This window comes from Rhizobium sp. BG4 (assembly GCF_016864575.1).
Classification (GTDB): domain Bacteria; phylum Pseudomonadota; class Alphaproteobacteria; order Rhizobiales; family Rhizobiaceae; genus Rhizobium.
In genome coordinates this window covers 800,631-825,334 of the sequence record NZ_CP044126.1, presented here as the reverse complement: position 1 = coordinate 825,334, position 24,704 = coordinate 800,631, and the positions used below count along the sequence as shown (strand labels likewise).

Genomic DNA, 24,704 nt, shown 5'->3' with positions numbered 1-24,704 from the left:
ATCCAAGGACGCAGCGAGGGCGCAGGTTCCGACAGGCGCGGCCGAAAATTCGTGAAACGGCGTCGCCTCAATCGACGAAGATGCCGACGCTGGCGGCGCGGCCCATGGCATCGATCACCGTCAGCTTCGAATAGCCGGCGCCATCGGGCAACCATTGGTTGGTGCGGCGGCGGGAGAGATCGGGCAGCGGCTTGCCGTTGGCGAGCCAGCGGAACGGAGCCCGGCCGCCCTGCAGCTTCAGCATCAGCGGCGAGAGTTGGCCGTTTCTGGCGCCGAGATCGACATGTGCGCCTTCGGGCGGATAGACGATCTGCGGAGCGGATTCACGTATGGAATTGACGAGGAGGCCGCTGGCGTTCAGCGCAAAACGGCGCTGGCTGACCGGCAGGTCGGCCTTGGCGATACGCACTGCGCCGGACGGCGGGCGTGGCAGAGGCGTGGTGGCGATACCCGACTTGGTAAAGGCTTCGAAGAGAATCGGCGCTGCTGTGCCGTAGCCCGTCAAGCCCGGAACGGCGCCATTATCGGGTCGTCCGACCCAGACACCGAGTACGTAGCGGCCGTCATAGCCGACCGACCAGGCATCGCGGTAACCATAGCTCGTGCCAGTCTTGTAGGCGATGCCGCGTTGCGGGGCGCCGGCTGGCGGTATCACGCCGGAGAGGATATCGGCGATGTTCCAGACAGCGACCGGCTCCAGCAGCGGCTCGCCGTCGATCTTGCCCGGCATGCCGGTCACGCCGTCGCCGATGCGCACCGGCTGGCCCTTGTTGGCGAGAGCCGTGTAAAGTTGCACGAGATCTTTCAACGTCACGCCGACGCCGCCGAGACCGATAGCCAGACCCGGCGTCTCGTTCGGCGGCAGACTGGGGTGCACCTCGGCGCGGCGGAAGCGCACCATCAGCCGCGTCGGATTGACGGCATCGAGCAGCTTCACAGCGGGGACATTCAGCGATAGCTGCAGCGCTTCGCGGATCGTCACGTCGCCCTGATAGCTCATATCGAAATTGCGGGGCCGGTAGCCGAAGAAATCGGAGGGGCGGTCCTCGATGATGGTCTCCTGGCTGACGAGGCCCTGTTCGAAGGCGAGACCATAGATGAAGGGCTTCAGCGTCGAGCCCGGTGAGCGGCTGATACGCGTCATGTCGATCCAGCCGGAGCGGCTGGCATCGAAATAGTCGGCCGAACCGACCTCGCCGACGATCTCGCCGGAGCGGGCATCGGCCATCACCATGGCAATCGACAGCTTCGGGCCGAGCCGCATGGCGGCATTCCTGGCGGTCAGCTCCAGTCCTTCCTGGACCTGTTTCTTCAGCGTCGTTTTGTGCTCGCGCTCTTTGGGCGCCTTGCGCAGCGCCGCTTCGGCGACGTGCGCTGCAAGCGCCGGCAGCTTTATGCGTCGCGCTGGCACCAGCGTCGCCTCGGCGCGCCCGGCTTCGCCATCACCGACGGCGTCGGCAACTGCGACACGCTCCAGCACGCGCTTGCGGGCGGCTTCGGCTGCGGCGAGATTGCGATCAGGACGGCGTTTTTCGGGAAGCTGCGGCAAGGCGACGAGCAGGGCGGCCTGTGCCACGGTCAGCCGCTTCGGCTCCTTCCCGAAATAGGCAAGGCTTGCTGCTCGCACACCTTCCAGATTGCCGCCATAGGGGGCGTGGGTCAGATAGAGATCGAGGATCTGCTCCTTCGACAGCCGCCGTTCGATCTGGATCGCGCGGGCCACCTGCAGCAGCTTGGCCGACAGCGAGCGGCCGCTGCGCGGCTCGATCAGCCGTGCCACCTGCATCGACAGCGTCGAGGCGCCCGAAACGATGCGGCCGCTGGTGACGAGCTGCAGGGCGGCGCGGCCGATAGCCAGCGCGTCTATGCCATGGTGATCGTAGAAGCGCCGATCCTCGTAGGCGACCAGCATGCGCAGGAACTGCGGATCGACGTCGGAAACATCGGTCTTTAGCCGCCAACGTCCCTCGGGCGTTGCGAAGGCGCGCAGCAACTGGCCGTCCGCGTCCAGCACTTCGGCGGAAACCTGCCGGGCAGCATCAAGCGGCGGCGGATAGGCCTTGTCGAGCGCGTCGAGGCCAAGCGCCAGCACGCCGGCGAAGATCACGCCGGCGGCCGATGCAATGGTGAGCCTGTGCCAGAGCCGCATTATTGTGCTGCGACAACCTCCATTTTGCCCATGGCCGTGCGTGCCGAAAGCTGCGGACGGTACATGTCCTCGACGACGGCAGCCGGATGATCGTAGGTGCCGGGCGTCACGGCACGCACCACATAGGCGACGTTGATCTCGCGGTTATCGCCTTCCGAGCGGTTGAAGGCCGCCACGAAACGGTCGTCACGGAATTCGGTATGGGCGGCCGTCTGCTCGCCGATCCAGTCGAAATTCGTCAGCTGGGCGCTGTCGACCAGGCTCGGATTGTCGATCTGGAAACCGGCGGGCAGGAGATCGGTGATGACGATCCGCGACGGCCAATCGTTGCTTTCGGTGACATGCAGCACGACGACATAACGCTCGTTCTGCTTGGCCTCGCTGACATTCGCCTCTTCGCCGTCGAGCGTGTAATAGCTGCGCTCGATAGCAAATCCATCACCGCCCGCAGGCAGCGGCGAAACGGGCGCGGCGACCGTCGTCACCACCGCGGAGACCGCATCGCTGGTAGCGCTCTTCAGCGTCAGCGGATTGGTCATCAACGTATCGCCGGTCATCGTCGCCATATAGGCACCGCTATGCTCGGCGCCGTTGACATCGACCTTCAGCGCGTCGTCACCGCTCTGGATCGCGCGGGCGGCGAGCAACATCCAGGCCTGTTCCTGGGTGCTGGTCCATTTCGAGCGGTTGAACTCCTTTGCAACGGCCTTGGCGAGTTCCGGAATGACAGGAGGAACCGGACGGCTTTCGGCCGCCAGCGCCAGGATCGCCGCGCCGTCACGCAGGATCGAGCCGTAGTCCGTGCGCGAGAGATTGACCCGCTGAATCATCGACGTCTCGGTCATCTGCAGCGCGTCGACGAAGATGTTCTTCGAGCGCGTCGCATCGCCATAGAGCGCCAGCGCTGCGGCGATATGGGCCTTGGCGAGCGGCGTCGGGAAGTCGTTGATCATCGTGTCGGCGTAGTAACGCAGATCGCTGATCGCCGCCTTCTTGTTGCGGGCGAGAACGTAGAGCGCGTAGGCGATCTCGTCGCCCTGCGTCTTGACGTTGACGTCGTAGCTGAGAGCATTCTGCAGATTTTCGAGCGCCTGCACGAGAGCGCGATCCGGCACGTCATACTTCTCTTCGCGGGCCCGCGTCAGGAAGTCGGTGACGTAGGAATCGAGCCAGAGATCGCCGGAATCCGGTCCCCAGAGACCGAAGCTGCCGGCCGATGCCTGATAGGAGAGCACGCGGTAGATCGCATCCTGTACGCGCTTCTTGATCTCCGCATCGTCTTTCAGCCCATTCTGCTTCGCGAGTTCGCCGAGATAGAGAAGGGGCATGGCGCGGCTCGTCGTCTGCTCGGCGCAGCCGAACGGATAGCGGTCGAGCGTCATCAGCATCGCCGGAATGTCGAAGGCGGCCGAGCGGGTGACATTGACGCTGACGGAAGCACCCGGCAGCACGCTGTCGGCCAGCAGTTCCTTGTCGATCGTCAGCGATGCACCGGGCTTCAGCGCGATGACGCGCCGTTCGGTGACCGGCAGGGCCGCCGGGCGAACCGGCACGTCGACAGTCTGGTCGAGCGACAGGCCGGAAGCATCCGAAAGGTTGATCGACACGGATCCCTGTCCCGGCCGCTTGCCGATGACGGCAAGCGTCAGATCGGACTTGGCGCCTGCATCGAGATGGATCGCCTTGGAAGCCGAGGCGGCATCGACGCCGACGGCATCATTGCCGGATATCGCCACCTTGAAATCGCCTGCAGGCGCGTCGGTATTGGCGATGTCGAGACGCAGTTCCGCCTTGTCTCCCGGTGCCAGGAATTTCGGCAGGCTGGCGGTGACGACGACGGGGTCGCGGATGATGACATCTTTGACTCCGTGACCCACACCGTCCTTCGACCAGGCGACGGCCATGATGCGCGCCGTGCCGTTGAATTGCGGAATGTCGAAGCTGACATTCGCCTTGCCTTCGGCATCGAGCTTCACCGGACCGGAGAAGAAGGCGACGAGCTTCTGCGTCGGCGGGCTGGCCGAGAGCGCCACCGCGCCGCCGTCGCCGCCGGTGCGTAGCTTGCCGGTCGCGCCGAGCGAGCCGTCGATCAGACGGCCGTAGAGGTCACGGATTTCAAGGCCGAGCTGGCGCTGGCCGAAATACCAGTCCTCGGGGTTCGGCGCCTCATAGCGCGTCAGGTTGAGAATGCCGACATCGACGGCGGCAACCGTCACATAGGCGTCCTCGTTGGCACCCGCTCCCGCAACGGCGAGGCTGATATTCAGCGGTCCGCGCGGCAGCATCTTCTCGGGTGCATCGACCTTGACCTGCAGCGCCCGCTGCTCGGGATCGACCTTCAGCCATTTGATGCCGATGGAGCGCATCGGCATGTGATTGTCCTGGCTGTCGCCGGGGCGGAAGAGAGTCGCGGTGACATAGGCGCCCGCACCCCATTCGGCGGTGACGGGAATATCGACTTCACCACCGGTCTCGCCCATCGTGGCATTCTGCACGGCAACGAGATTTTCGGTGCCGGCCGCGACCATCAGCTCGCCGCCGTAGCGCGAGGTGACCTTCAGCTTGGCGGTTTCGCCGACCTTGTAGCTGTCCTTGTCGAGGGCGATTTCGAGGCCATCCGGCGTTTCCGTCGAGGTCGTCTCGACGAACCAGCCGGCATCGAATTCGAAGCTCGAGGTCGGGCCGTCGGCATCCGGGCTTTCGACTTCGAGGCGATAGCGGCCCCAGCCGACCGGCACGGAAATCTTCCCGCCATCAGCTCCCGCATCGATCACGCCGTCGGCGACCTGGCGGGCGTTATAGGCGGGCTCGTATTTCCAGGCGGTGCCGTCGCGGTACCACTGGTACTCGCGCTCGAGATTGTAGAATTTCCAGCGCAGGCCCTTCATGTCCTGCTTCTGGCCCTCGGCAGTGGTGCCGATGATGTTGAAGGAGGCGGTCGAATTCTCGGCGACGTCACCGGAGAATTCCGGCTTGATGCCGATCATCGGTCCCTGGTTCTTGACCGGGATGACCAGCGAACGCTCCAGCGCCCGACCGCCCTGTTCCTGCATGCGGATATAGACGGTGGCATTCAAAAGCTGCGTCGTGGCCGGTAGATCGCCGACGGTCAGATCCGTCGATGCTTGCCCGTTCTCGTCGAGCTCAGGCAGGCCCTCGATCGTCTGGCGGTTCTCTTCCGAGGCTTCCTCATCGGCAAGGCCGAAGAAATAGCCGGGGAAGGCGGCGCTCTCGCGGGTCGGCTTGATGACGACATCGCCTTCGAGCGTCAGGCCTGCGGCCGGTGCGCCATAGAGATATTTGCCGTTGATCTCGATCGTCGCCGGCGTATCCGGGCCGATCTCCTTGGCCTCTGTCTTCAGCTCCATGTCGGTCCGGTCAGGCACGAAATCATCCACCAGGAAGCTCTTGGTGCCGATCGCCTCGCCCTTGGGATCGGTATAGATGTTCATCGTCCAGGTGCCGCGCATGGCGTTCTGCTGCACCGGCAGATCGACGGTATAGCCGCCGAGATCGCTGGTCTCCTTGATGATCCGGCGATCCTCGACGCCGTCAGGACGCAGGAAGACGAAGGTGAGCGGCAGGTTTTCGATCGCCTTGCCGTCGGTATCGCGGGCCAGCGCCGAGGCATGCACGGTCTCGCCGGCGCGATAGATGCCGCGCTCGGTGAAGGTCATGATGTCGATTGCGCCCGGCGAGGCGCGGCCGGTGACGCCGCGATCCGAGAGATCGAAGCCTGCACGCGTCATGTCGAGGAAGACGTAATCGGAATCGCCGTTCTTGGCGGTAATGACGGCGGGCGTCAGCGCCGCCGTGCCGCGCATCAGGCCGGCGGTGAAGGTGGCGCGGCCGTTATCGTCAGTCTTCGCGGTGCCGAGCACCTCGTTGTTCTTGGCAAGCAGCGTCAGTTCGACGCCCGCGATCGGCTTGGCCGATGCCAGCGAGCGGGTGAAGACGTTGAGGCCGTCGGTTCCGGCATAGGTGGTGATGCCGACATCGGAGACGACGAACCACTGCGTCGCCTTGCTGTCCCACTCGTTCGCGGGCGCATTGGCCGGCGAAGCGATCAGCACGTAGACGCCCGGCTTCCGCTGCGGTAGCGCTTCATCGACCGGGAAGCTTGTCACCACATCCTTGTTGAGGTCGTTGGCGATATCAATCGAACCCTGCCAGACGAGTTCGCCGCTTTCATCCTCGATGCGCTGGGCGCTGTAGCCGTCGAGCTGGGTCAGGAACTGCGAGCTGGTCAGCAGCGGTGCGATGCCGCGATCGCCGATGCGGTAAAGCTTCAGGGCCGCCGACTGGATGTTGACGGAGACCAGCGGAATGCCGCGGCGCGCCGTCGACGGCAGCACGAAGCTGTCGCCGGTGAAGCGCACGGTCTGGCTGCGATCCTTGACATAGATGTCGAGGCTGACAGGCGCTTCCAGCACCTCGTCGACCGAGGACGGCAGGCCGGAGCGGAAGACCAGCTTGTAATTCTCGCCGTGGACGAGGCCTTCGACGCAGATCTGCTTGTCCTTGGCTTCGAGCGCCTTCGGCGCCTGGCCGTTCAGCGTCACGAAGGGCGTATAGTCGGTGGTCTTCACCAGCGATTCCGAGAAGGTGACGCAGGCGCGCGGCGTGGCGCTGTCGGCATCGACATTATGCTCGGTGATGCGGAAACCCTGCTCGGCCTTCAGCTTCAGATAGGCGTCGTTGACATCCTTGGCGCTGACGAGCGCCAGGCTTGCCTTGTAGGCGTTGAGGGCTGCGCGATAGTTGGAGTTCTTGGCGAGCGAGGTCGCGAGCACTGCCAGCGCATCGGCGCGCTTGGTCGCGGTGCGCGTCAGATTATAGGCGTTCAGCGCATCGAGCTGCGCCTGGCCGAAGACCTGGCTGTCCGTGCCGCCGAGCGAATTCGCGGCGCGCGCCGTCTCCAGCCAGAGATCGCCATCGTCAGGGGTGAGCGCCAGCGCGCCGTGGAAGGATTCCAGCGCAGCCGCGAGATTGTTGGCGGTCAGGTCGAGACGGGCGGTTGCCGTCAGGTTGTCGACCGACTGGCCCTCCTGGGCCTCGGTCAGCTCGTTGTTGGTCTTGTAGTCGCGGGCCTGCTGGATGACGTCAGCGGAGAGGAAATTGAGGCGCGGGGCAGCGCCGAGATCCGGCTCCTGCGGAATGGCTGCGGCCGTCGTCTCGACGATGCGCCCGGCGATCGCACCCGGGAAGGCGTTCATCGTCTTGAAGTCGGATTTCAGAAAGCACCACTGGACCTTCGGATTATAGGTGAAGGCCTTGCAGCTCTTGTCGCCGATGCAGGAAGCCTTGCACTGGTCGAGCGAGACATTCTGCTCGGTCCTCAGATCGAAGCCGAAGAAATCGGCGTCCTTGATCGTCTGGATATCGCGCTTCTTGTCTGCGGCCGTGGCCGGAATGCTGATTGCAAATGCAGACAAGGCGATGGCGGCGAAGGCGAAAAACGAGCGTACAGACATCAAGTCCCCCCGGTCGGCTGGCGCTGATCGGCGTGCACTTTTGGCCGGGCCGCCGCCATTGTCAACACAACTTATGCGGTGTCCCGCTTTCGTACAGAGGCCGCCATCCCATTGTCACTTCCGCGTGAGATAAGTCCTTTTGAATTGCGCCTTTTTGCAGCTTTCGACACGATGGGAACAGCCCATTCGTAGAGGTGTTCTCATGAGCGTATTTTCGACAGGAAGGCTCGCTGCACTGGCGGCCATTTCGCTCTTTGCCTGTGGCTCGGCAATCGCCGCGGAAGATGCCGTCGTCATTCCAAAACCGACCGTCGACGAGACGGCCGCACCCGCCACCGAGAAGGCGGTCTTTGCCGGCGGCTGCTTCTGGGGTGTGCAGGGTGTCTTCCAGCATGTGAAGGGCGTGAAGAGCGCGGTCTCGGGCTATTCCGGCGGCGACAAGGCGACGGCCGACTATGAGACCGTCAGCACCGGCTCGACCGGCCATGCCGAATCCGTCGAGGTCACCTTCGATCCCAAGCAGGTCAGCTACGGCCAGCTGCTGCAGATCTTCTTCTCCGTGGCGCACAACCCGACGCAGCTGAATTTCCAGGGGCCGGATCGCGGCACGCAATACCGCTCGGCACTGTTCGTCGAGAGCCCGGAACAGCGCAAGGTCGCCGAGAGCTATATCTCGCAGCTCAATCAGGCGAAGGTCTTCCCGCACCTGATCGTCACCAAGGTTTCGGAGTTCAACGGCTTCTACCCGGCCGAGCGCTATCACCAGGATTTCCTGACGCTGAACCCGACCTATCCCTATATCGTCTATAACGATCTGTCGAAGATCGAAAATCTGAAGCAGGTCTTTCCGGCAGCATACAGGGAAGATCCCGTGCTGGTGCTGAAGGCCAAGGGCTGAGTAACGCCGGCCTGTGGATAAGCATAGAGGCGGCCGCTCGAGCCGCCTTTTATTTCAAAGACTTAAGCGATGTTAGTGTTTTATCAACGTTAACAATGGGTTAAGTTCAAAAAATACGTCCCGGGCCGGAACATATCCTTTTCGACCTCGTTATCTCGTCAAGTTTCGCGGGCCACAACCCTTTGAAACGAAGTTCTTTCGCGTGCTTGGGTTAACGGAAGAGGGCGTCATGGCCATCAATGTTGTGCGTAAATGGCTGCGGGATAACGTTATGAACCAGAGAGTATTGATTGTAGAAGACGAGTTCCTGATCGCGCTCGATCTGGAAGCGACGGTCGAAAACATGGGTATGGAAGTCGCGGGCCTCGCGACCAACAAGGAGCAGGCGCTGCAGCTTGCGCCGCTTGCCGATGTTGCCTTCGTCGATGTCAACCTGTCCGATGGCGCAACCGGCCCCGAGATCGGCCGCCGCCTTGCTGAAGAGCACGGCATCACCGTGGTCTTCATGACCGGCAACCCCGAAACCGTCGCCGACGGCGTCAAGGGCGCCCTCGGCGTCGTCAGCAAACCCGTCATGCCCGCCGTCGTCGAGCAGTCCCTCAAATACGCCGTCGCGCGCCGCGCCGGCATGCTCGCGGCTGTTCCGCCGCAGATGATGGTGTTTGCGTGAGCTGACATAGCCGCGGGCCGCGAGCTGCGGCCTTGTGCGGTTGTGAGGTGGATTGGGTGCGCCCCAGAAATGAAGCAGGCGCGCGCGCTGAAATGCTCTCGGTGAAGAGAGCATCTCCATAAATCTGTTTACGATTCAACGGTGCTGCACGCTCTCCGGCGCGCTACGACACCGATCGCGAGAATCTACACCCGAGCGCGATCCGCGACGAGTCCTCTCTGACTGCGGCCAGCACCCGGTGAGCCAAGGCTGAAGGTTCGGAAAAGTTATCGCAGAGAGTTTCTTGTCCGGAAAATTCTGCGCAAATTCTACTTAAGATTGATTATTCAGAAGTGCTTCCCAGCATATTAATAACAACTGAATTAGATTGGATATATATTTAAAGTTCAATCAGTAATACTATTGCCGGTGTCGTTAGCATTAATAGAAGATCATTTCTTATATTCGTAATTATCCATTCGCTAACCATCATTAACTTACGTTTTCGCTGCCCCCGACAATGAGGTCGAGACACAACGTCAGCGCAGAATGACTTCCCGCGTCCGCGATGATTGCGGCGCAAAGGCACATCTACGCCAGGAAATCGTCATCATGAAAATCAAGACGCAATTTATTGGCCTGGCCGCCGTCACCGGCCTCGCCATGGCTGGCCTGATGGCCAGTCTCTGGAGTTATGACAAGGCCGCCGAGGACATCAGCGGCGCCTATAATCAAAAGTATAAATCCTACATTCTTGCCGACAATTTCCGGCAGTCGTCCGATGATCTGACGCGCATGGTCCGCACCTATGCGGAGACCGGCGACAAGTCCTTCAAGGATCAGTAGAACGCCGTCATCGAGATCCGCAACGGCACGCGTCCTCGCCCCGAGGAATACCAGCGAATTTACTGGGATTTCGTGGCCGGCGGCGATGCCAAACCTCGCCCGGACGGCCCGACCATCTCTTCGCGCGACGAGATGAAGGCTGCCGGCTTTACCGATGAGGAGTTTGCGCTTCTGGACGAAGCCGCCAAGCGCTCGGATGCGCTCGTCAAGCTCGAAACCGAGGACATGGATCTCGTCGACAATGCCGCAACGCTTGGCCCGCAGGCGCGGCAGAAGGCGGCGGCGATGTTGAATTCGCCGGAATATCACAAGGCCAAGGCCGAGATCATGAAGCCGGTCGATGCGTTCTTCGTGAAACTCGAGCAGCGCACGCAAAGCGCCATCGACGGAGCGGCCGCACGGGCGAGCTTCTACTGGACGCTGACGTTGAGCGCCCTGTCGGTGCTGGTCCTGATGCTGGCTCTCGTCGGGTTTGTCACCTTCAAGCGCATTATCGGCGGGATGTACAAGCTGAGCAGTTCCATGGCGCAAGTCGCCGATGGCCGCCTCGATACCGACATCAGCCTCGCCCGCAACGACGACGAGATCGGCGAGATGGCAAAGGCCCTCGAAGTCTTCCGTCAGGCGGCAATTTCGAACCGGCGCCTCGAACAGGAAGCCGACGACAACCGCAAACGCGCAGAAGCCGAGCGTCTCACCGTTCAGGAACGCGCCGAGCGGGATGCTGCAGAGCGGTTGCGTCTCGCAACGTCAGGTCTGGCAGCAGGCCTGAAACGCCTGGCTAGTGGCGATCTCGCCTTCCAGATCAATGAGGTCTTCGCACCCGACTTCGAGGCCCTGCGCCACGATTTCAACGGCTCCGTCAGCAAACTCGGCGCGACTCTCTCGGAGATTTCGAATTCGATTTCGACCGTCGACACCGGCACTCGCGAAATCGCCGCAGGAACCGACGATCTTTCGAGACGGACCGAGCAGCAGGCGGCCTCCCTCGAGCAGACTGCAGCAGCACTCGACGAGATCACCGTCAACGTCACGAACTCCTCGAAGCGGACGGAAGAAGCCAGAAGCGTTGCCGGACAGGCCGATCAGTCGGCTGCGGAATCGGCTCAGGTCGTCTCCCATGCCGAGGAGGCTATGCGCAAGATCGAGGAGAGCTCGCAGCAGATCTCCAACATCATCGGCGTCATCGACGAGATTGCGTTCCAGACCAATCTGCTGGCGCTCAATGCCGGTGTCGAAGCGGCGCGTGCCGGAGAGGCAGGCAAGGGATTTGCGGTCGTTGCCCAGGAAGTCCGCGAACTGGCGCAGCGCTCTGCCCAGGCCGCCAAGGAGATCAAGGGGCTGATCCAGAATTCCTCGAGCGAGGTCGAGAACGGCGTCAAGCTGGTGCGTGACACCGGCTCTGCCTTGAAGACGATCAGCGGCTTCATCGTCGAGATCAACACCCATATGGAATCGATTGCGACATCGGCAAAGGAACAGTCGGTCGGCCTTGCCGAGGTCAACACCGCCGTCAACGCGATGGACCAGACGACGCAGCAGAATGCTGCAATGGTCGAGCAATCGAACGCGGCATCCAATACGCTCGCGAACGAGGCCGTGCGCCTGCGCGAACTGGTCAACCGCTTCAGCCTTGCCGAGACCCCATCGGCCGCGTCGAGAACGCTGCGTCCTGCCCAGTCCACGGATGTCGCACACGCTTCTCCGGCGCGTGCCATCGGCCGCAAGGTCGCGGCGTCCTTCGGCAATGCGGCACTGGATACGCGAAGCGCCCAGTGGAGCGAGTTCTAGTCACACGCCTCAAAGCCCGTCGGTTTCGGCATCAATGCTACACGCAATGCTGTCGCAGCCGGCGGGTCTTCACATGGCTCCTCAGCGAGGAGCCGGCGAAGATCAGGATGAAGCGCGCCGGAGCGTTACTTGCCCGGCAGCATCGTCTGGAGCACGCCGTCGCGGCGAACGAGCCCATGAAACAGCGCCGCCGCGAGATGCATCACCACCAGCCCAAAGAACGCGAAGGCGAGATAGAAATGCGCGCTCCAGAGGAGAGCGTGCAGGCTCGCGCTCTGAGGCAGGATCGGCGGAAGGTGGATTCCGCCATAAAGCACGATCGGATAGGCGGCCGCGGACATCATCGCCCAGCCGATGAGCGGCATACCGATCATCAGCGCGTAGAGCGCGACATGCGATAGATGCGCGGCGAGCTTCATCGGCCCCGGAAGATCCGGCGGCAGCGCCGGGGCGCCCGAGATGAAGCGAACCACGAGACGAACCAGGGCAAGTGCCAGAATGGCGATACCCAGAGTCTTGTGGGTTATCAGCAAGGGCACGTACTGCCTGCCGATGGTCGAGACCATCCCGACGCCGATGAACAGCATGGCGATAATCGCGATCGCCATCAGCCAGTGCAACAGACGCTGGGCGGCGGAGAAGCGTGTTTTCATCTCTGTCATGGCTTTGCGCTCGCTGCTGTTCGAGGATAGTGGCTCGCCTCGCTGGTTCTGAGATCGTAGGACTTGGCATAGGCCGCCGAGCGGGCTGCCGGGAACGGATCGTCGGATACCGCGATGCCATCCGGCAGGATCGTCGGGTCGAAATTGATATCCCGGCAGGGACCGTCGGCCTCCGGCTCGATCTTCTCCACCACAAGCGTTCCGGCCTCGACCGTGCGGCGCTCGGCCGGCCAGGCCTTTGTCGGATCGGATGTCGGATCGGAGGGATCGGCGACCGTCAGCACCAGCGTCCAGCGCTGCGGCGCCTTGGAGACGCGCTCCGTTATGTCCTCTTCGAGATGATTGGGGCCGAGTTTCGCGAAATCCTCGGCTGAGATCGTCACGGCCTGCGCCTCCGGGCGGAGCGACCATCGCACCGCATTCCTGCTGCCGGCGGCGTCGGTGAAGATGAAGGCATTGAGACTGTTGAAGGTCACTTCGGCATAGCTCGCCGTCCAGGGTGCCTTGGTCGCCCATTCGCCGAATGCCGCGAATTCCGGATGTGCGCCGACGAAGCCCTTCATCGCGTCGGGGTTCTTGCTCTTCGAAGCTTCGAGCAATTCGTAAAACCCTTGCGGCGTCGAGACCGCGAAGACGGGCGGGTCGATCAGCGCCATGCGCCAGACGCCGCCGGGCGCTGTGATCTGCACGCCGATGCCGCGCACCCTGACTGTCGGATCGGCGGCATCAGGATCGGGCGTTGCCAGATTGAAGCGCCCGAGAACCGGATATTGCCCCGCGATGAACAACGGCGCCTTCGAAAGCGCCACAGCGTTTCCATTCGCTTCGAAGCTGCCCGTAAAACACACGCCCTTCGCATGATTGCGCCGATGTCCAAGGGCGGCTCCGCCAGGAGGCGCGAGAGCGCTGACAAGTTCGGTGGAGGTCAGGCGGCCAGGCGTGAGCCATCCGGCCGTATAGGCGAAAGCCCCGACGCTGAAGCCGACCACGGCGGCAATCAGCACGAGGGATCCGAGGGCGGAACGCTGCGAGCCCGGCATACAAGGCACTCCGTCGTTATCAGTTTCTCTGCGATGCTAGGAAATCAATGGCAGTGCGGCGGCAAGTGATGCGGCGGAATGCGTTTCCCGCTCTCTGGTCACGGAAGATGGCATTGTTGCCGGGCGTGGTCAAACCCGGTCACGGCAAAGGCTTGATCAAGCGAAGCTTGTTGCCGGGCGCGATCTCAATGATGCGATCCTGCGCCAAAGCGTTGAGCACAGTGGTGATCTCATCCTGTGTGTATCCTGATGCGGTGAGGGGAGTGCTGAACTCAACAAGGTTGATGGTCATCTCGGGCTTGGCTTTCATCGCACGAAGCCGCTGCGCAATCGCAGCTTCGGTGTCCTCAAATCTGCCCATCTGATCTTCCCATCGCAAAACTCGAACGTGGCTTGCCAGCTGCCGAACATCGCCTGTTGCGGCCCGCGAACCTGTCGATGTCGCTAGTCGATCCAGGTCGATACGTCGAGTGCACAGGGCGTTTCTATGCACAAGCGATGCTCTCTGCGTCTGATGTTCACATGCTTTCTTGGCTGGGCCAAGACGTCACCGGCCACCAAACCGTTCTCTCGCGGCCTCCGTCGCAGGCATGAAGAGCGACACGAGCGTGCCTTCGGTGTCGCGAAGCTGGAAGGTGCGGTTGCCCCAGGGCAGCAGTTTTGGTTCGTGGACCACGTCGGCCTTGTCCTTCAGGCGGGAGAATTCGGCGTCGATATCCTCGACCATGAATTCAAGTATGGCGGAGCGGTTGGCGCCCGGTTCGGCGGTTCCCTTTTTGAAGAGCGCAACGGTTTCGGCTGCGCCGATCGCCAGTGTCGCGCCGGGCGTGACGATCTCGGCGAAGAACGGCGCCAGCCAGTCGGCGGCGGTTTCCGTGACCAGTTCGTAGAATGCGACAGTGGCCTTGATGTCGCGGACGATCAGGCGGGTGGATGCAAGTTTCATGATGTCGTCTCTCCGTTCAAAACGCTTTGCCGCTTGTGCGGCATCCGGGCCTTGTAAACGGAGGCTCCTGACAGCATGGTGGCAGCAGGAGTGACCCCATGCGCCGAGCCGACCGTCTTTTCCAGATCATCCAGATCCTTCGCCGGTCTTCCCGTCCGGTGACGGCAGCGATGCTCGCCGGCGAGCTGGAGATCTCGATCCGCACGGTCTATCGGGATATGGCCGATCTGGTCGGCCAGCGCGTGCCGATCGCCGGCGAAGCAGGCTTGGGCTATATTCTCGATTCAGACTACGACATGCCGCCGCTGATGCTGACGCCCGATGAGATCGAGGCCGCCGTGCTCGGCGCCCAATGGGTTTCCCAGCATTCCGACCCATCGCTTGCCGGCGCGGCCCGCGATCTGATTGCAAAGATCGCCGTCGCCATACCGGAGAGGCTGCGGCCCTATATTGCCGAACCGAGCATTGGCACCAAGCCGGTCGCGGGCGATCCCCAGGAGACCATCGACGCATTGCAGCTTCGCAACGCCATCCGCACCGGCATGAAGATCAGGCTCCGCTATCGCAGCGAACATGGCGAGGAGACCGAGCGGATCGTTTGGCCGATCATTCTCGGCTACGCAGAGGCCTATCGCATGCTGATCGCATGGTGCGAGACACGGAGCGATTTCCGCCATTTTCGCACCGACAGGATGATCGCTGCCGAGGTGCTTGACGAGCGTATCGGCCTACGGAAAGGCGAGCTGCGCCGCCGCTGGGAGAGCTGGCGAAATGCCCGGGAGCCCGCAGCTTCAAGGTAACAACGGACCAGGTGTCATCGAGTGAACGACTGGCTCCGCCCACCGAGCAGATCCAGCCACGGCCCAAGATGGACAATCGCCATCAGCAGATACATCACCGGCATCCCGCTCAGCATAGGGCCGCCTTCGCCGGCGCAGATCATCATCGCCGATTGGTTGCCAGCGTTGAGGAGGGCCATGATGCCGAAGGTCGGCGCGGCGGCAAGGTGCAGAAGGCGGCTGATCACCGTTGTCCTGTAATGGCCGGCGAAAACGCCGGCCATGCCGTCGGGGGTGGGCGAACCGCGCATGGCGCTAGACCCCGTAGCGATCGTGATGGCGCCACCAGACCCCTTCCTCATTGCGCCCGAGCGGTGCGCGGTCCAGCCACTGATACATGCCCCAGAGACCATCGAGCCCGCGGGCGTAGGAGGAGTAGGTGTGGTAGATCTCGCCATCCCGCATCGCAAAGGCGCTGACGCCTGGGCGGTCGCGCGTATAGGTCGCCACATCGGTGCCGGTCATCGAGGCGATCTGCGCGACAGGCCCCTCGCTGCCCTTCAGTTCCCATTGCTGCACCGTCTTGCCGGAGAGCGGCTCGGGCATCGGCGGCTCGCGGCGATAATTGTACTCGATGCCGCCATTGATCTGCTCTTTTGGCGTGAACCAGACATTGAAGTCGTGGTTGAAATCGCTCTCCGCCGAGGACGCCCAGTCGAAGCTCCATCCCATCCGCTTCTTGAACTGCTGCAGCTTGGCGAGCGGTCCGCGCGACACCGCCCAGAAGGCGACGTCGTGGTTTTCCAGATGGACGAAAATGCCGTTGAAGCCGTCGGCGATCGACGAGCAGGAGGGGCAGCCCGCCGTATAATCCGTGCCGAACATGAAATGATAGACCAGGAGCTGCGAGCGCCCGCGAAAGAGCGCCGAGAGTGGCACCGTACCTTGATCCGTCTGCAGCTGGTACTGTTTGCTGATCTTTACCCAGGGAAGCTGGCGGCGGTGCTCGGCGATTTCGTCGCTGCGCCGCGTCAACTCCTTTTCTTCTTCCAGAAGGGCAAGCCGGGCCGAAAGCCAGTCTTCACGCGTACCTGTCATCGGGGTTGTCATCATCCATCTCCTCATCGACATTCAACAGGCGCTTCACGTTGCCGGCCTGTAGGCATTACCCTAGGTGTGATTGAGCGGAGGGTGGGAGTTACAAGTGTGACGGGATTTCGATGGACTCGATGATCACGGCTGCCGCACAGGCGCTTGCCGCCGGCGATGTGCTCGGCGCCATGAAGCGCGTCGCGCTGCGCGACGACGCTCCGGCCCTTGCCCTCAGAGGCATCGCGCTTGCCCAGCTCGGCGACTTCGAACGCGCCAAGGCGCTTCTGAAAAGCGCTCACCGCGCCTTCACATCCCGTGAAACGCTGGCTCGCGCCCGCTGCACCCTGGCGGAAGCGGAGATCGCCCTTGTCAGCCGCGACCTCGGCTGGCCCGAGAAAGCTCTGGAGGTGGCGCGCCAGACGCTCGAGCGGCATGGGGACGGGCTGAATGCCGCCCACGCCCGCAATCTCCAAATCCGCCGCCTGCTGCTGGTCGGCCGGCTCGATGAGGCGGAGACGCTGCTTGCCATGCTCGACCCATCGCCATTGCCGCCCGCCGCACGCGCAAGCCTGGAACTGACAGTGGCCGGGATCGCGATCCGCCGCTTGAAGACCAAGCCCGCTCGCGACGCTTTGGCGCGCGCGGCAAAACCGGCGGACAATGCGGGTATCCCGGCTTTGATTGCAGAAGTGCGCAACGCAGCCGGCATCCTCGATGCTCCGGCGGGGAGGGAGGTCGTCCGGGCCGGGAACGCGCGCTCCACCTGGAGGATGTCGATGCGCTGCTGTCCTCCGATGCACTCATTGTCGATGCCTGCCGTTTTGCCGTCCGGCGCGGGTCGCGGATCGTGCATCTGGCAAACCGGCCGGTCTTGTTTTCGCTTGCCCGGGCGCTTGCCGAGGCCGCGCCCGACGACGTGCCGCGCGGCCTGCTGCTCGCCCGCGCCTTCGGCGCGCGCCATGCCGACGACTCTCACCGCGCCCGGCTGCGGGTCGAGATCGGCCGGCTGCGCGCCGAACTCGAAGGGCTTGCGGCCATCGAGGCTACGAAGGAGGGTTTCGTGCTCGTGCCCGCCAATGGCGCCGTTGTCGCGGTGCTGGCGCCACCGATCGAGGATGAGAACGGTGCCGTGCTCGCTCTGCTCGCCGATGGCGAAAGCTGGTCGAGCTCGGCTCTGTCGATCGCGCTCGGCATCAGCGCGCGAACGGTGCAGCGGGCGCTCGAAACACTCTTGGCATCGGGCAAGGTCGAGAGCGTCGGCAATGGCCGGGCGAGACGCTGGATAATCACGCCGGCAATCGGCTTCCCGACAACATTGTTACTCCCGGGACCGCTCCCGAGCGACTAGCGTCATGAAATGACGATGGAGGAAAGACATGAAGCGATCCGCAGCTGAAATCATCCGCGAATACGGCCCCTTCGAGACCGCCCCGCGGGTCAACGGCGTCACCTTCGACGGGCAGCATGTCTGGTTTGCCTCCGGCGAGAAGCTGCACGCGCTGGATCCGGAAACCGGCAGCGAGCTGCGCACGATCGATGTCGCCTCGCATGCGGGAACCGCCTTCGACGGCCGCTACCTCTACCAGATCGCCGAGGACCGGATCATGAAGATCGACCCTCAGGACGGCACTGTTCTCTCGACCATTCCGGCGCCCGGAAACGGCGGCGATTCCGGCCTTGCCTGGTGCGAAGGCAGCCTCTGGGTCGGCCAGCATCGCGGCCGCAAGATCCTCGAGATCGATCCGGAAACCGGCGCGCTCCGGCGCACGATCGAATCCGACCGCGTCGTGACAGGCGTGACCTGGGTCGATGGCGAACTCTGGCATGGAACCTGGGATGGCGACGAAAGCGACGTCCGCCGCATCGATCCGGCAACCGGCGAGGTTCTGGTGCGCCTCGACATGCCCGAGGGCGTCGGCGTCTCCGGCCTGGAATCCGATGGCAAGGACCGCTTCTTCGCCGGCGGCGGCACGCGCTCTGTGGTGCGCGCGGTGAGGAGGCCGCGGTCCTAGGCAGATCGTTTGCCACTCCGCTATTTTTCCGATCGCCAAGCGCCCGATGGACCTTCCGCTAGCTTTGCTCTAGAGGAGGGCAGGTTCATTTCCCCACCTCCACCAGGATCCGCGCCGCTCCTCCAGGGGCGGTCGAAATCGGAATGAGAATGACAGATCATCTGGACGTCCAGGCCGTCACACCGGTAGCGGCTCGCGGGCGCTTGCTTCGCTGGTTCATATCGTCGGCAACGCTGTCCGTCCCGCAGGCGGCAGGGCCGGTGGCTTTTTCGCTGCTTGCGCTGCAGCTTGAAGGCGCGACAAGCGGCGGGGCGGCGATGATCCTGGCTATGACCATTGCACAGGTGGCCGGTGCCGTTCCGCTGACGCGGCTTGGGTCTTCGGTGACGCCGGCAACCGCACTGCGTTTCCTGCTGATCTTCCGGGCGATCGCGCTGGCGCTGATGACGCTGTCGGCGTTTTGGAAGATGCCGCTGGAAGTCCTGGTTGGTCTTGCGGCGGCTGCGGGCCTGGTGAACGGTGCGGCCTTCGGCTATCTGCGCACGGTCCTGAATGAGCTCACGCCCGCCGCCAAGCTGCCGCGCGCGCTCGGGATCGCCGCGACGCTCGGCGAAGCCACGTTCGTTCTTTCACCGGTGCTTGCCTCCGCGCTCGGCAGCGTCTCGCCGCTCTTTGCAGTCTGCGCGATGGCGGTGCTTGGCACGTTGCCGGCGCTGCTCGTTCCTTCGGTTGGGGCGAAGGTTCAGAAAACCGGGGCACGATCCTCAGAGCCGACGATCACGCCTGAGATCATGATCTGGCTCCTCTGTTCCACGGCCGGTGGCGCTGCCGTCGCTGCTATCGAGATCGGCGCCGTCGCGCTGGCACTCGAATTCGGCCATGCGCCCGCCCTGGCGATCATGTTCACCGTGCCACTATGCCTGGCTTCGGTCGCGGGCGGGGTCTGGGTAAGCGTACGAAACCGGGGCGCCTCGCGCGCCGAGGTCATCCTGAAGCTGCTGTTGATGTCGGTCGGCTCGGCGCTTGTTGCGACCTCCATCTCGGTCGCGACGACGATCGGCGGCGCCATCCTCATGGGCTTCGTGCTGGCGCCGCTCAGCACGCATTATTCTCTCGAGCTCGACAAGCTCGCTCCACCCTCGAAGAGGGCGGAGATATTTGCGTTGCTACGAACTGCAAACGCCATGGGCGTCATCTTCGCGAGCGCGATGATGACGATGAGTTCGATCACGACGGCGCTCGTTGCGACGACCGGACTGATGGTCTGCGCGACGTTGCTGGTCGCGGTCGCAAGCCGTCGCAAACTGGGAACACTGAGGCCCTAGCTTTTGGCATGCCGCAGCTGCCTTACACGCCCTCGAAGCCCGTCAAGACGCCAACAGCATTGACGCCGATCTCTTCGACGGCATAGCCGCCTTCCATGACGAACAGCGTCGGCAATCCCAAGGCGGCGATGCGTGCACCGATCTTCGGAAAGTCTTCTGTCGTCAGCTTGAACTTGCTGATCGGATCCCGCTCGAAGGTATCGACGCCGAGAGACACGACCACCACATCCGGCGCATAGGCCGCGAGACGGCTGCAGGCGTCTTTGAGCGAGGCGTTCCACTCGGCCCAGCTGGTTCCGAAGGGCATGGGATAATTGAGATTGAAGCCCTCGCCATCGCCTGCGCCTTTTTCGTCGGCATGGCCGAGGAAGTAGGGATATTCCTGCATCGGATCGGCGTGGAGGTTCAGCACCTGAACGTCGGCACGCGCATAGAAGATTTCCTGGGTGCCGTTGCCGTGATGGTAATCGACATCGAGGATCGAAACGCGCTTGGCGCCGTTGTCGCGCAGCCATTGGGCGGCGACCGCGGCGTTGTTGATGTAGCAATAGCCACCGGCGAAAGCCGATCCGGCGTGATGGCCGGGCGGGCGGCAGAGCGCGAAGGCGGCACGCTCACCACCCTGCACGATCGCGGCCGCGCTCAGCGCCACGTCATGCGACGACTTGATTGCATCCCAGCTGCCTTCGACGAAACCGGCACCGGCATCGAAGGAGTAGTAGCCGAGCAAGCCGTCGATAAAGCGCGGCGGGACATCGCCGCGCAGGCCGCGCGTCGGCCAGGTGAAGGGGAGGGCGGTGCCGCTGCGTCCCTCCGCCGTCCAGCGATCCCAGACGGTCGGCAGGAAATCGAGATAATCCCGACGATGGATCTTGGCCGCAGTCGACAGGTCATGGTCATCAGGCCCAAGGATCGGCCCCAGTCCGACGGCCGCGATCCGTTCGGCGACGAATTTCGGCCGTGACGGCAGTTCGAATCCCGGCACGATCGCACCGGCGACAAGCTCCAGCTGGCTCGAATGGCCGAGATGGCGGGGAGAAAAGACGGTCTTCATGAAAACACCTGCGAGAACAAAAATGCAGCGCCATTCCGGCGGGAATGGCGCTGCCGGCGATCTTACTTCTGCAGTTCCGTCCAGATCTTGGTGTAAAGTGCCTGAACATCCGGCGGGCAGGTCTGCGAGGGCACGCCGACCGACTTGAACTCGTCCGGTACCTTGATTTCAGGCGCGTCCTTCATGTCGGCTGGCATGAATTTCTCCGAGCCGGCAATGCCGTTGGCGTAACGGTGGAAGCCCGAGTTCATGCCGGCATTTTCCGGATCCATCATGAAGTTCTGGAAGAGCTTGGCGTTCTCGACATTCTTGGCTTCTTTCAGCACGACGAGATTGTCGCTCCAGTTGACGAAGCCTTCCTTCGGGTAGCCGAAATGGATCTTCGGATTGGCGAGCCGCTGGCGGAAGGCCGAGCCGTTCCAGTCGCTCGAGGCGGCAAAGTCGCCCGAGCCCATCTTCTGGATCGTGCCGTATTCCATCGCCACCCAGTAGGGCTTGGCGGCGAGCAGCGTATCGCGCACCTTCTTCAGCACTGTCAGGTCGCCGGTGCACTTCTTGCCGCCGTTATAGAGGATGGCGGCGTCCATGACGTCGGTCATCTCGGGCACGACGTTGATCTTGCCCTTCAGCTCCTCCGGCGGATTGAAGATGATCGCCCAGGTGTTGATGTCGCCGTTATAGACATCGGTATTGACGACGGTGCCGACGATGCCCATCGCCCACGGAACCGAATATTTGCGGCCGGGATCGAAGTCGGGGTTTGCCCATTCCGGGGCGACATTCTTGAAGTTTTCCATCTTGCCCGGATCGGTTTCGAGCAGCAGCCCTTCCTGGATCCAGATCGGCAGGTAGTTCTGCGAGGGCACGGCCATGTCGAAGCCGGATCCGCCCTGGCGAACCTTGGCGAGCGCCGTGTCGTTCGAATCGTAATCGGTGATGGTGACCTTCACCTTGTACTTGTCTTCGAATTTCTTGATCATGTCGGGGCTCGTATAGTTGCCCCAGTTGTAGATGTTCAGCACCCCTTCCGCCGAAGCGAGCGAGGTCGTTGCAAAAAGCGTGGCCAAGGCGACGAGGCCGCAATTGATGATCTTCATGCTGTTCCCTTTCTTGTTATTCGCGTTTCTTGCTGACGAAAAAGAAGACGGTGACCGCCGCGATCGAAAGAACGAGGAAGACCGTCGAAATCGCATTCATTTCAGGGGTAATGACACGGCGGATCTGGCCGAGCATGTAGGTCGGCAGCGTGTCCTGGCCGGCTGACTTGACGAACTCGGTGATGACGACATCATCGAGCGAGATGACGAAAGCCAGCATGAAACCGGCAAGGACGCCCGGCCACAGAAGCGGCAGAGTGATATAGCGGAAGGTCTTGAGCGGCGTGGCGTAGAGATCGGCGGCGGCGCGTTCCAGCGTCAGGTCCATATTTTCCAGCCGAGCGCGAATGGGCAGATAGGCGAAGGGTACGCAAAAGGCGGTATGGGCGGCGATGAGATAGCCAAGCCCGGTATAGCCGGTCCAGATCTTGATCCGCGAAAACAGGATCAGAAGCGCCACTGCGGTGACGATTTCCGGCACCATCAGCGGGGTGTTGATGAAGGCATATTTCATCGTCAGGCCGCGATAGGCTTCGGTTCGCGTCGTGGCGATCGCCGCCATGGTTGCGGCGATGGTGGCAATGACGGCGGCGATGACGGCGATCTGCAGCGAACGCAACGAGGCGTCGATCACCTGCTGGTTCTGGTAGGCCTGCGCAAACCAGCGCAGCGAGAAACCCTGCCAGGATGCGAGCGATTCCCCCGCATTGAAAGCGTAGACGACGAGAACAGCGATCGGGAGATAAAGAAGGAAGAGGGAGATGATCGCGATCGTCGTGAAGCCGGTCTGGCGCTGCACCGAGAAGCGTCTAGCCATGCTGCGCCCCCTTTGAGCCGGCATTGCGGACATAGACCAGAAGCGCCGCCATCACGAAGATCATCAGGGTTATCGAAAGCGCCGAGCCGAGCGGCCAGTTACGCCCCTGTCCGAACTGCAGTTCGATCAGGTTGCCGATCATCAGGTTCTTGCCGCCGCCCAGGATGGTGGGCGTCACATAGGCGCCGAGCGACGGGATGAAGACCAGGATGGACCCGGCCACGATGCCGGGGGTCGACAGGGGAAGGATGATCCGGCGAAGGACCTTTGCCGGCGTCGCATAGAGGTCATAGGCGGCTTCAAGCAGCCGGAAGTCGAGCTTTTCGAGGCTCGCATAGATCGGGAGCACCATCAGCGGCAGGTAGACATAGACCATTCCGATCAGGATCGCCGTGTCGGTGAAGAGAATCTGGACGGGGCGCTCAATCAGCCCGAGACGGATGAGCACGGTATTGATCAGCCCTTCGTTGCGGATGATCTCGAGCACGGCAAAAGTGCGGATCAGCAGGTTCGTCCAGAAGGGGATGGTGATCAGGAACAGCCAGAGCTCGCGCGTGCGTTCAGGCCGGGTGGCGATGAAATAGGCGGTCGGGAAGCCGACGATCAGCGTCAGCATGGTCGTGAAGAAAGAGAGCGACAGCGACCGTAGCAAGATCGAGATATGAGCGTCGGCGAGCGACAGCGTATCGTCGAAGATATCCCGTTGAAGAAAGACGCTGATCCAGCCGTCGCTGGAAGGCTGCCACTGCACGTCGCCGTAGGGTCCGGGCGTCAGGAAAGAGTAAACGAGGACGATCAGCAGCGGGCCGCAGGCGGCAAACAGGATGATCAGCAGCGCGGGGAGGGAGAGCAGCCAGCGGTTCCGGACGGCCCGTTTCCTTTCCGCGCTGACGATCTCCGCTGTCATCTCCGGGCTAGCTCCTGAGTACGCGGGCTGCGTCGGCGACGATCGAAATGCCGACCGCGTCGCCCTGGGAAAAGCCGGCAACGTGGTTCGGCCGGTTCTGCTGGCGCACCATGAAGCGCGTGTCGCCATCGGAAAGGCGCACATGATAATGGGTATCGGTGCCGCAGTAGATGATGTCGGTCAGCGTCCCGCCGATCTGGCCCTCCGCCGGCGTGCAGAGCATGGCGTGTTCGGGGCGCAGTACGACGGTGACGTCGCCATCGGGAACGAAGCCATCAGGCACGCTCGCCGAGATGCGCGCAGCGACCGCAAGCTCGACCTCCGCCCGCCCGGCGTTCAGCGCGGAGACGCGTCCCTGCAGGAAATTCGTCTCGCCGATGAAATCAGCCACGAAGCGATCGGTGGGCGCATCGTAGATCGCGCGCGGGTTGCCGACCTGAAGGACCTTGCCCGCCGACATGACCGCGATCCGGTCCGACATGGTCAGCGCTTCTTCCTGGTCGTGGGTGACGAAAATGAAGGTGATGCCGGTTGCCGCCTGGAGTCGCTTCAGCTCGATCTGCATTTCCTTGCGGAGCTTGTAGTCGAGGGCAGACAGCGGCTCGTCGAGAAGCAGGACCTTCGGCTGCGGGGCAAGGGCTCTGGCGAGCGCCACGCGCTGCTGCTGTCCGCCTGAAATCTGGCTGGTCCGGCGGTTGGCGAGCGCTTCCATCCGCACCAGTTTCAACATGGCCGAAACCCGGGCGCTGATCTCTGCCTTCGGACGGCCGAGCATCTGCAGCCCGAAGGCGATGTTCTCGCTCACCGTCATGTGCGGAAAGAGCGCGTAATTCTGGAAGACGGTATTGATCGGCCGCTTGAAGGGCGGCATCGCGGCGATGTTCTCGCCGTTGAGCAGGATCGCTCCATGCGTCGGGAATTCGAAGCCGGCGATCAGCCGGAGCAAAGTCGTCTTGCCGCAACCGGACGGGCCAAGCAGCGTGAAGAATTCGTTCTGCCTGATCGATAGTGAGGTTTCGTTGACGGCAGCTACGGCGTATTCGCCGAAGCCGAAAATTTTGGATACACCCTTAATCTCGACAGCATTCGTCTGAGCCATGCAAAGGCCATTTACCGCGCTATTATTATGTAGTTCCCACGGCCGTCAGGTGAGCACAGCGCCGGAC

At 62.7% G+C, this 24,704-nt stretch carries 19 protein-coding genes and 2 pseudogenes; 8 read left to right on the top strand and 13 right to left on the bottom strand.

Translation table 11 applies throughout. The features are described from left to right. Positions 1–67 precede the first annotated feature (67 nt). Both pbpC and F2982_RS23950 read right to left on the bottom strand, forming a co-directional pair. Positions 68–2,149, bottom strand: a complete 2,082-nt coding sequence (gene pbpC / locus F2982_RS23955) for a penicillin-binding protein 1C (protein WP_203430145.1) — start codon at positions 2,147–2,149, stop codon at positions 68–70. Further along, positions 2,149–7,623: an alpha-2-macroglobulin family protein gene (locus F2982_RS23950; RefSeq protein WP_203430144.1), complete on the bottom strand. Its 5,475-nt coding sequence runs from the start codon at positions 7,621–7,623 to the stop codon at positions 2,149–2,151. Before F2982_RS23950 ends, pbpC begins: the two co-directional genes overlap by 1 nt. A 202-nt stretch (positions 7,624–7,825) precedes the next feature. Here F2982_RS23950 and msrA point away from each other — a divergent pair, with 202 nt between their 5' ends. The 4 genes and pseudogenes from msrA to F2982_RS23930 all read left to right on the top strand — a co-directional run. Further along, complete coding sequence (gene msrA / locus F2982_RS23945; RefSeq protein WP_203430143.1) at positions 7,826–8,521, top strand: peptide-methionine (S)-S-oxide reductase MsrA; 696 nt, start codon at positions 7,826–7,828, stop codon at positions 8,519–8,521. Between the two features lie 229 nt (positions 8,522–8,750). Continuing rightward, on the top strand, positions 8,751–9,191 hold the full coding sequence (locus tag F2982_RS23940) for a response regulator (protein ID WP_112712516.1): 441 nt from the start codon (positions 8,751–8,753) through the stop codon (positions 9,189–9,191). 591 nt (positions 9,192–9,782) lie between these two features. Then, a complete protein-coding gene (locus tag F2982_RS23935) occupies positions 9,783–10,016 on the top strand; it encodes a hypothetical protein (RefSeq protein ID WP_203430142.1) in 234 nt (77 codons plus the stop codon). Between the two features lie 510 nt (positions 10,017–10,526). Next, positions 10,527–11,807: pseudogene (locus tag F2982_RS23930) on the top strand (methyl-accepting chemotaxis protein); the annotation flags it as partial. A 125-nt stretch (positions 11,808–11,932) separates the two neighbouring features. On the opposite strand, the gene F2982_RS23925 reads toward F2982_RS23930, so the two are convergent. From F2982_RS23925 to F2982_RS23910, 4 genes are all read right to left on the bottom strand, one after another. Further along, positions 11,933–12,469, bottom strand: a complete 537-nt coding sequence (locus tag F2982_RS23925) for a cytochrome b (RefSeq protein ID WP_203430141.1) — start codon at positions 12,467–12,469, stop codon at positions 11,933–11,935. Continuing rightward, on the bottom strand, positions 12,466–13,509 hold the full coding sequence (locus tag F2982_RS23920; protein WP_203430140.1) for a catalase family peroxidase: 1,044 nt from the start codon (positions 13,507–13,509) through the stop codon (positions 12,466–12,468). Before F2982_RS23920 ends, F2982_RS23925 begins: the two co-directional genes overlap by 4 nt. A 139-nt stretch (positions 13,510–13,648) precedes the next feature. Then, entirely contained in the window at positions 13,649–13,870 is a 222-nt protein-coding gene (locus F2982_RS23915) for a hypothetical protein (protein ID WP_203430139.1), read from the bottom strand. Positions 13,871–14,056: 186 nt separating this feature from the next. Further along, complete coding sequence (locus F2982_RS23910; RefSeq protein ID WP_203430138.1) at positions 14,057–14,455, bottom strand: VOC family protein; 399 nt, start codon at positions 14,453–14,455, stop codon at positions 14,057–14,059. A gap of 98 nt (positions 14,456–14,553) precedes the next feature. Between F2982_RS23910 and F2982_RS23905 the strand changes: the two genes are divergently transcribed. Continuing rightward, complete coding sequence (locus F2982_RS23905) at positions 14,554–15,255, top strand: YafY family protein (protein WP_203430137.1); 702 nt, start codon at positions 14,554–14,556, stop codon at positions 15,253–15,255. A 14-nt stretch (positions 15,256–15,269) separates the two neighbouring features. Here F2982_RS23905 and F2982_RS23900 read toward each other — a convergent pair whose 3' ends face one another. Further along, a complete protein-coding gene (locus F2982_RS23900; protein WP_348652521.1) occupies positions 15,270–15,545 on the bottom strand; it encodes a hypothetical protein in 276 nt (91 codons plus the stop codon). Positions 15,546–15,549: 4 nt separating this feature from the next. Next, positions 15,550–16,344, bottom strand: a complete 795-nt coding sequence (locus F2982_RS23895; protein ID WP_203431160.1) for a DUF899 family protein — start codon at positions 16,342–16,344, stop codon at positions 15,550–15,552. Between the two features lie 110 nt (positions 16,345–16,454). Between F2982_RS23895 and F2982_RS23890 the strand changes: the two are divergent. The 3 genes and pseudogenes from F2982_RS23890 to F2982_RS23880 all read left to right on the top strand — a co-directional run bounded on the left by F2982_RS23890 (position 16,455) and on the right by F2982_RS23880 (position 19,663). Further along, positions 16,455–17,674 (top strand): annotated as a pseudogene (locus F2982_RS23890) (helix-turn-helix domain-containing protein). Positions 17,675–17,702: 28 nt separating this feature from the next. Next, on the top strand, positions 17,703–18,338 hold the full coding sequence (locus F2982_RS23885; protein ID WP_203430136.1) for a PQQ-binding-like beta-propeller repeat protein: 636 nt from the start codon (positions 17,703–17,705) through the stop codon (positions 18,336–18,338). 149 nt (positions 18,339–18,487) lie between these two features. Then, complete coding sequence (locus F2982_RS23880; RefSeq protein WP_203430135.1) at positions 18,488–19,663, top strand: MFS transporter; 1,176 nt, start codon at positions 18,488–18,490, stop codon at positions 19,661–19,663. Between the two features lie 22 nt (positions 19,664–19,685). Here the strand turns inward: F2982_RS23880 and F2982_RS23875 are convergent, their stop codons facing one another. From F2982_RS23875 to F2982_RS23855, 5 genes are all read right to left on the bottom strand, one after another. Continuing rightward, positions 19,686–20,717, bottom strand: coding sequence for a histone deacetylase family protein (locus F2982_RS23875; protein WP_203430134.1), 1,032 nt, complete (start codon positions 20,715–20,717; stop codon positions 19,686–19,688). Between the two features lie 62 nt (positions 20,718–20,779). Further along, entirely contained in the window at positions 20,780–21,814 is a 1,035-nt protein-coding gene (locus F2982_RS23870; RefSeq protein ID WP_112712494.1) for an extracellular solute-binding protein, read from the bottom strand. Between the two features lie 16 nt (positions 21,815–21,830). Beyond that, the gene (locus F2982_RS23865) at positions 21,831–22,631 is read right to left on the bottom strand and encodes an ABC transporter permease (protein WP_112712492.1); all 801 of its coding nucleotides are present in this window, start codon (positions 22,629–22,631) and stop codon (positions 21,831–21,833) included. Further along, entirely contained in the window at positions 22,624–23,538 is a 915-nt protein-coding gene (locus F2982_RS23860; RefSeq protein ID WP_203431135.1) for an ABC transporter permease, read from the bottom strand. The genes F2982_RS23865 and F2982_RS23860 overlap by 8 nt, the downstream gene beginning before the upstream one ends. Positions 23,539–23,545: 7 nt before the next feature. Then, complete coding sequence (locus F2982_RS23855) at positions 23,546–24,637, bottom strand: ABC transporter ATP-binding protein (protein WP_203431134.1); 1,092 nt, start codon at positions 24,635–24,637, stop codon at positions 23,546–23,548. Positions 24,638–24,704 lie beyond the last annotated feature (67 nt).

Bases quoted from the DNA above. Each gene is read 5' to 3' on its own strand.
- F2982_RS23950 (WP_203430144.1), bottom strand. From the start codon at position 7,623: ATGTCTGTACGCTCGTTTTTCGCCTTCGCCGCCATCGCCTTGTCTGCA.
- F2982_RS23870 (WP_112712494.1), bottom strand. From the start codon at position 21,814: ATGAAGATCATCAATTGCGGCCTCGTCGCCTTGGCCACGCTTTTTGCA.
- F2982_RS23855 (WP_203431134.1), bottom strand. From the start codon at position 24,637: ATGGCTCAGACGAATGCTGTCGAGATTAAGGGTGTATCCAAAATTTTC.
- F2982_RS23910 (WP_203430138.1), bottom strand. From the start codon at position 14,455: ATGAAACTTGCATCCACCCGCCTGATCGTCCGCGACATCAAGGCCACT.
- F2982_RS23880 (WP_203430135.1), top strand. From the start codon at position 18,488: ATGACAGATCATCTGGACGTCCAGGCCGTCACACCGGTAGCGGCTCGC.
- F2982_RS23935 (WP_203430142.1), top strand. From the start codon at position 9,783: ATGAAAATCAAGACGCAATTTATTGGCCTGGCCGCCGTCACCGGCCTC.
- pbpC (WP_203430145.1), bottom strand. From the start codon at position 2,149: ATGCGGCTCTGGCACAGGCTCACCATTGCATCGGCCGCCGGCGTGATC.
- F2982_RS23895 (WP_203431160.1), bottom strand. From the start codon at position 16,344: ATGACAACCCCGATGACAGGTACGCGTGAAGACTGGCTTTCGGCCCGG.
- F2982_RS23905 (WP_203430137.1), top strand. From the start codon at position 14,554: ATGCGCCGAGCCGACCGTCTTTTCCAGATCATCCAGATCCTTCGCCGG.
- F2982_RS23920 (WP_203430140.1), bottom strand. From the start codon at position 13,509: ATGCCGGGCTCGCAGCGTTCCGCCCTCGGATCCCTCGTGCTGATTGCC.
- F2982_RS23900 (WP_348652521.1), bottom strand. From the start codon at position 15,545: ATGCGCGGTTCGCCCACCCCCGACGGCATGGCCGGCGTTTTCGCCGGC.
- F2982_RS23925 (WP_203430141.1), bottom strand. From the start codon at position 12,469: ATGACAGAGATGAAAACACGCTTCTCCGCCGCCCAGCGTCTGTTGCAC.
- F2982_RS23915 (WP_203430139.1), bottom strand. From the start codon at position 13,870: ATGGGCAGATTTGAGGACACCGAAGCTGCGATTGCGCAGCGGCTTCGT.
- F2982_RS23885 (WP_203430136.1), top strand. From the start codon at position 17,703: ATGAAGCGATCCGCAGCTGAAATCATCCGCGAATACGGCCCCTTCGAG.
- F2982_RS23940 (WP_112712516.1), top strand. From the start codon at position 8,751: ATGGCCATCAATGTTGTGCGTAAATGGCTGCGGGATAACGTTATGAAC.
- msrA (WP_203430143.1), top strand. From the start codon at position 7,826: ATGAGCGTATTTTCGACAGGAAGGCTCGCTGCACTGGCGGCCATTTCG.
- F2982_RS23860 (WP_203431135.1), bottom strand. From the start codon at position 23,538: ATGACAGCGGAGATCGTCAGCGCGGAAAGGAAACGGGCCGTCCGGAAC.
- F2982_RS23865 (WP_112712492.1), bottom strand. From the start codon at position 22,631: ATGGCTAGACGCTTCTCGGTGCAGCGCCAGACCGGCTTCACGACGATC.
- F2982_RS23875 (WP_203430134.1), bottom strand. From the start codon at position 20,717: ATGAAGACCGTCTTTTCTCCCCGCCATCTCGGCCATTCGAGCCAGCTG.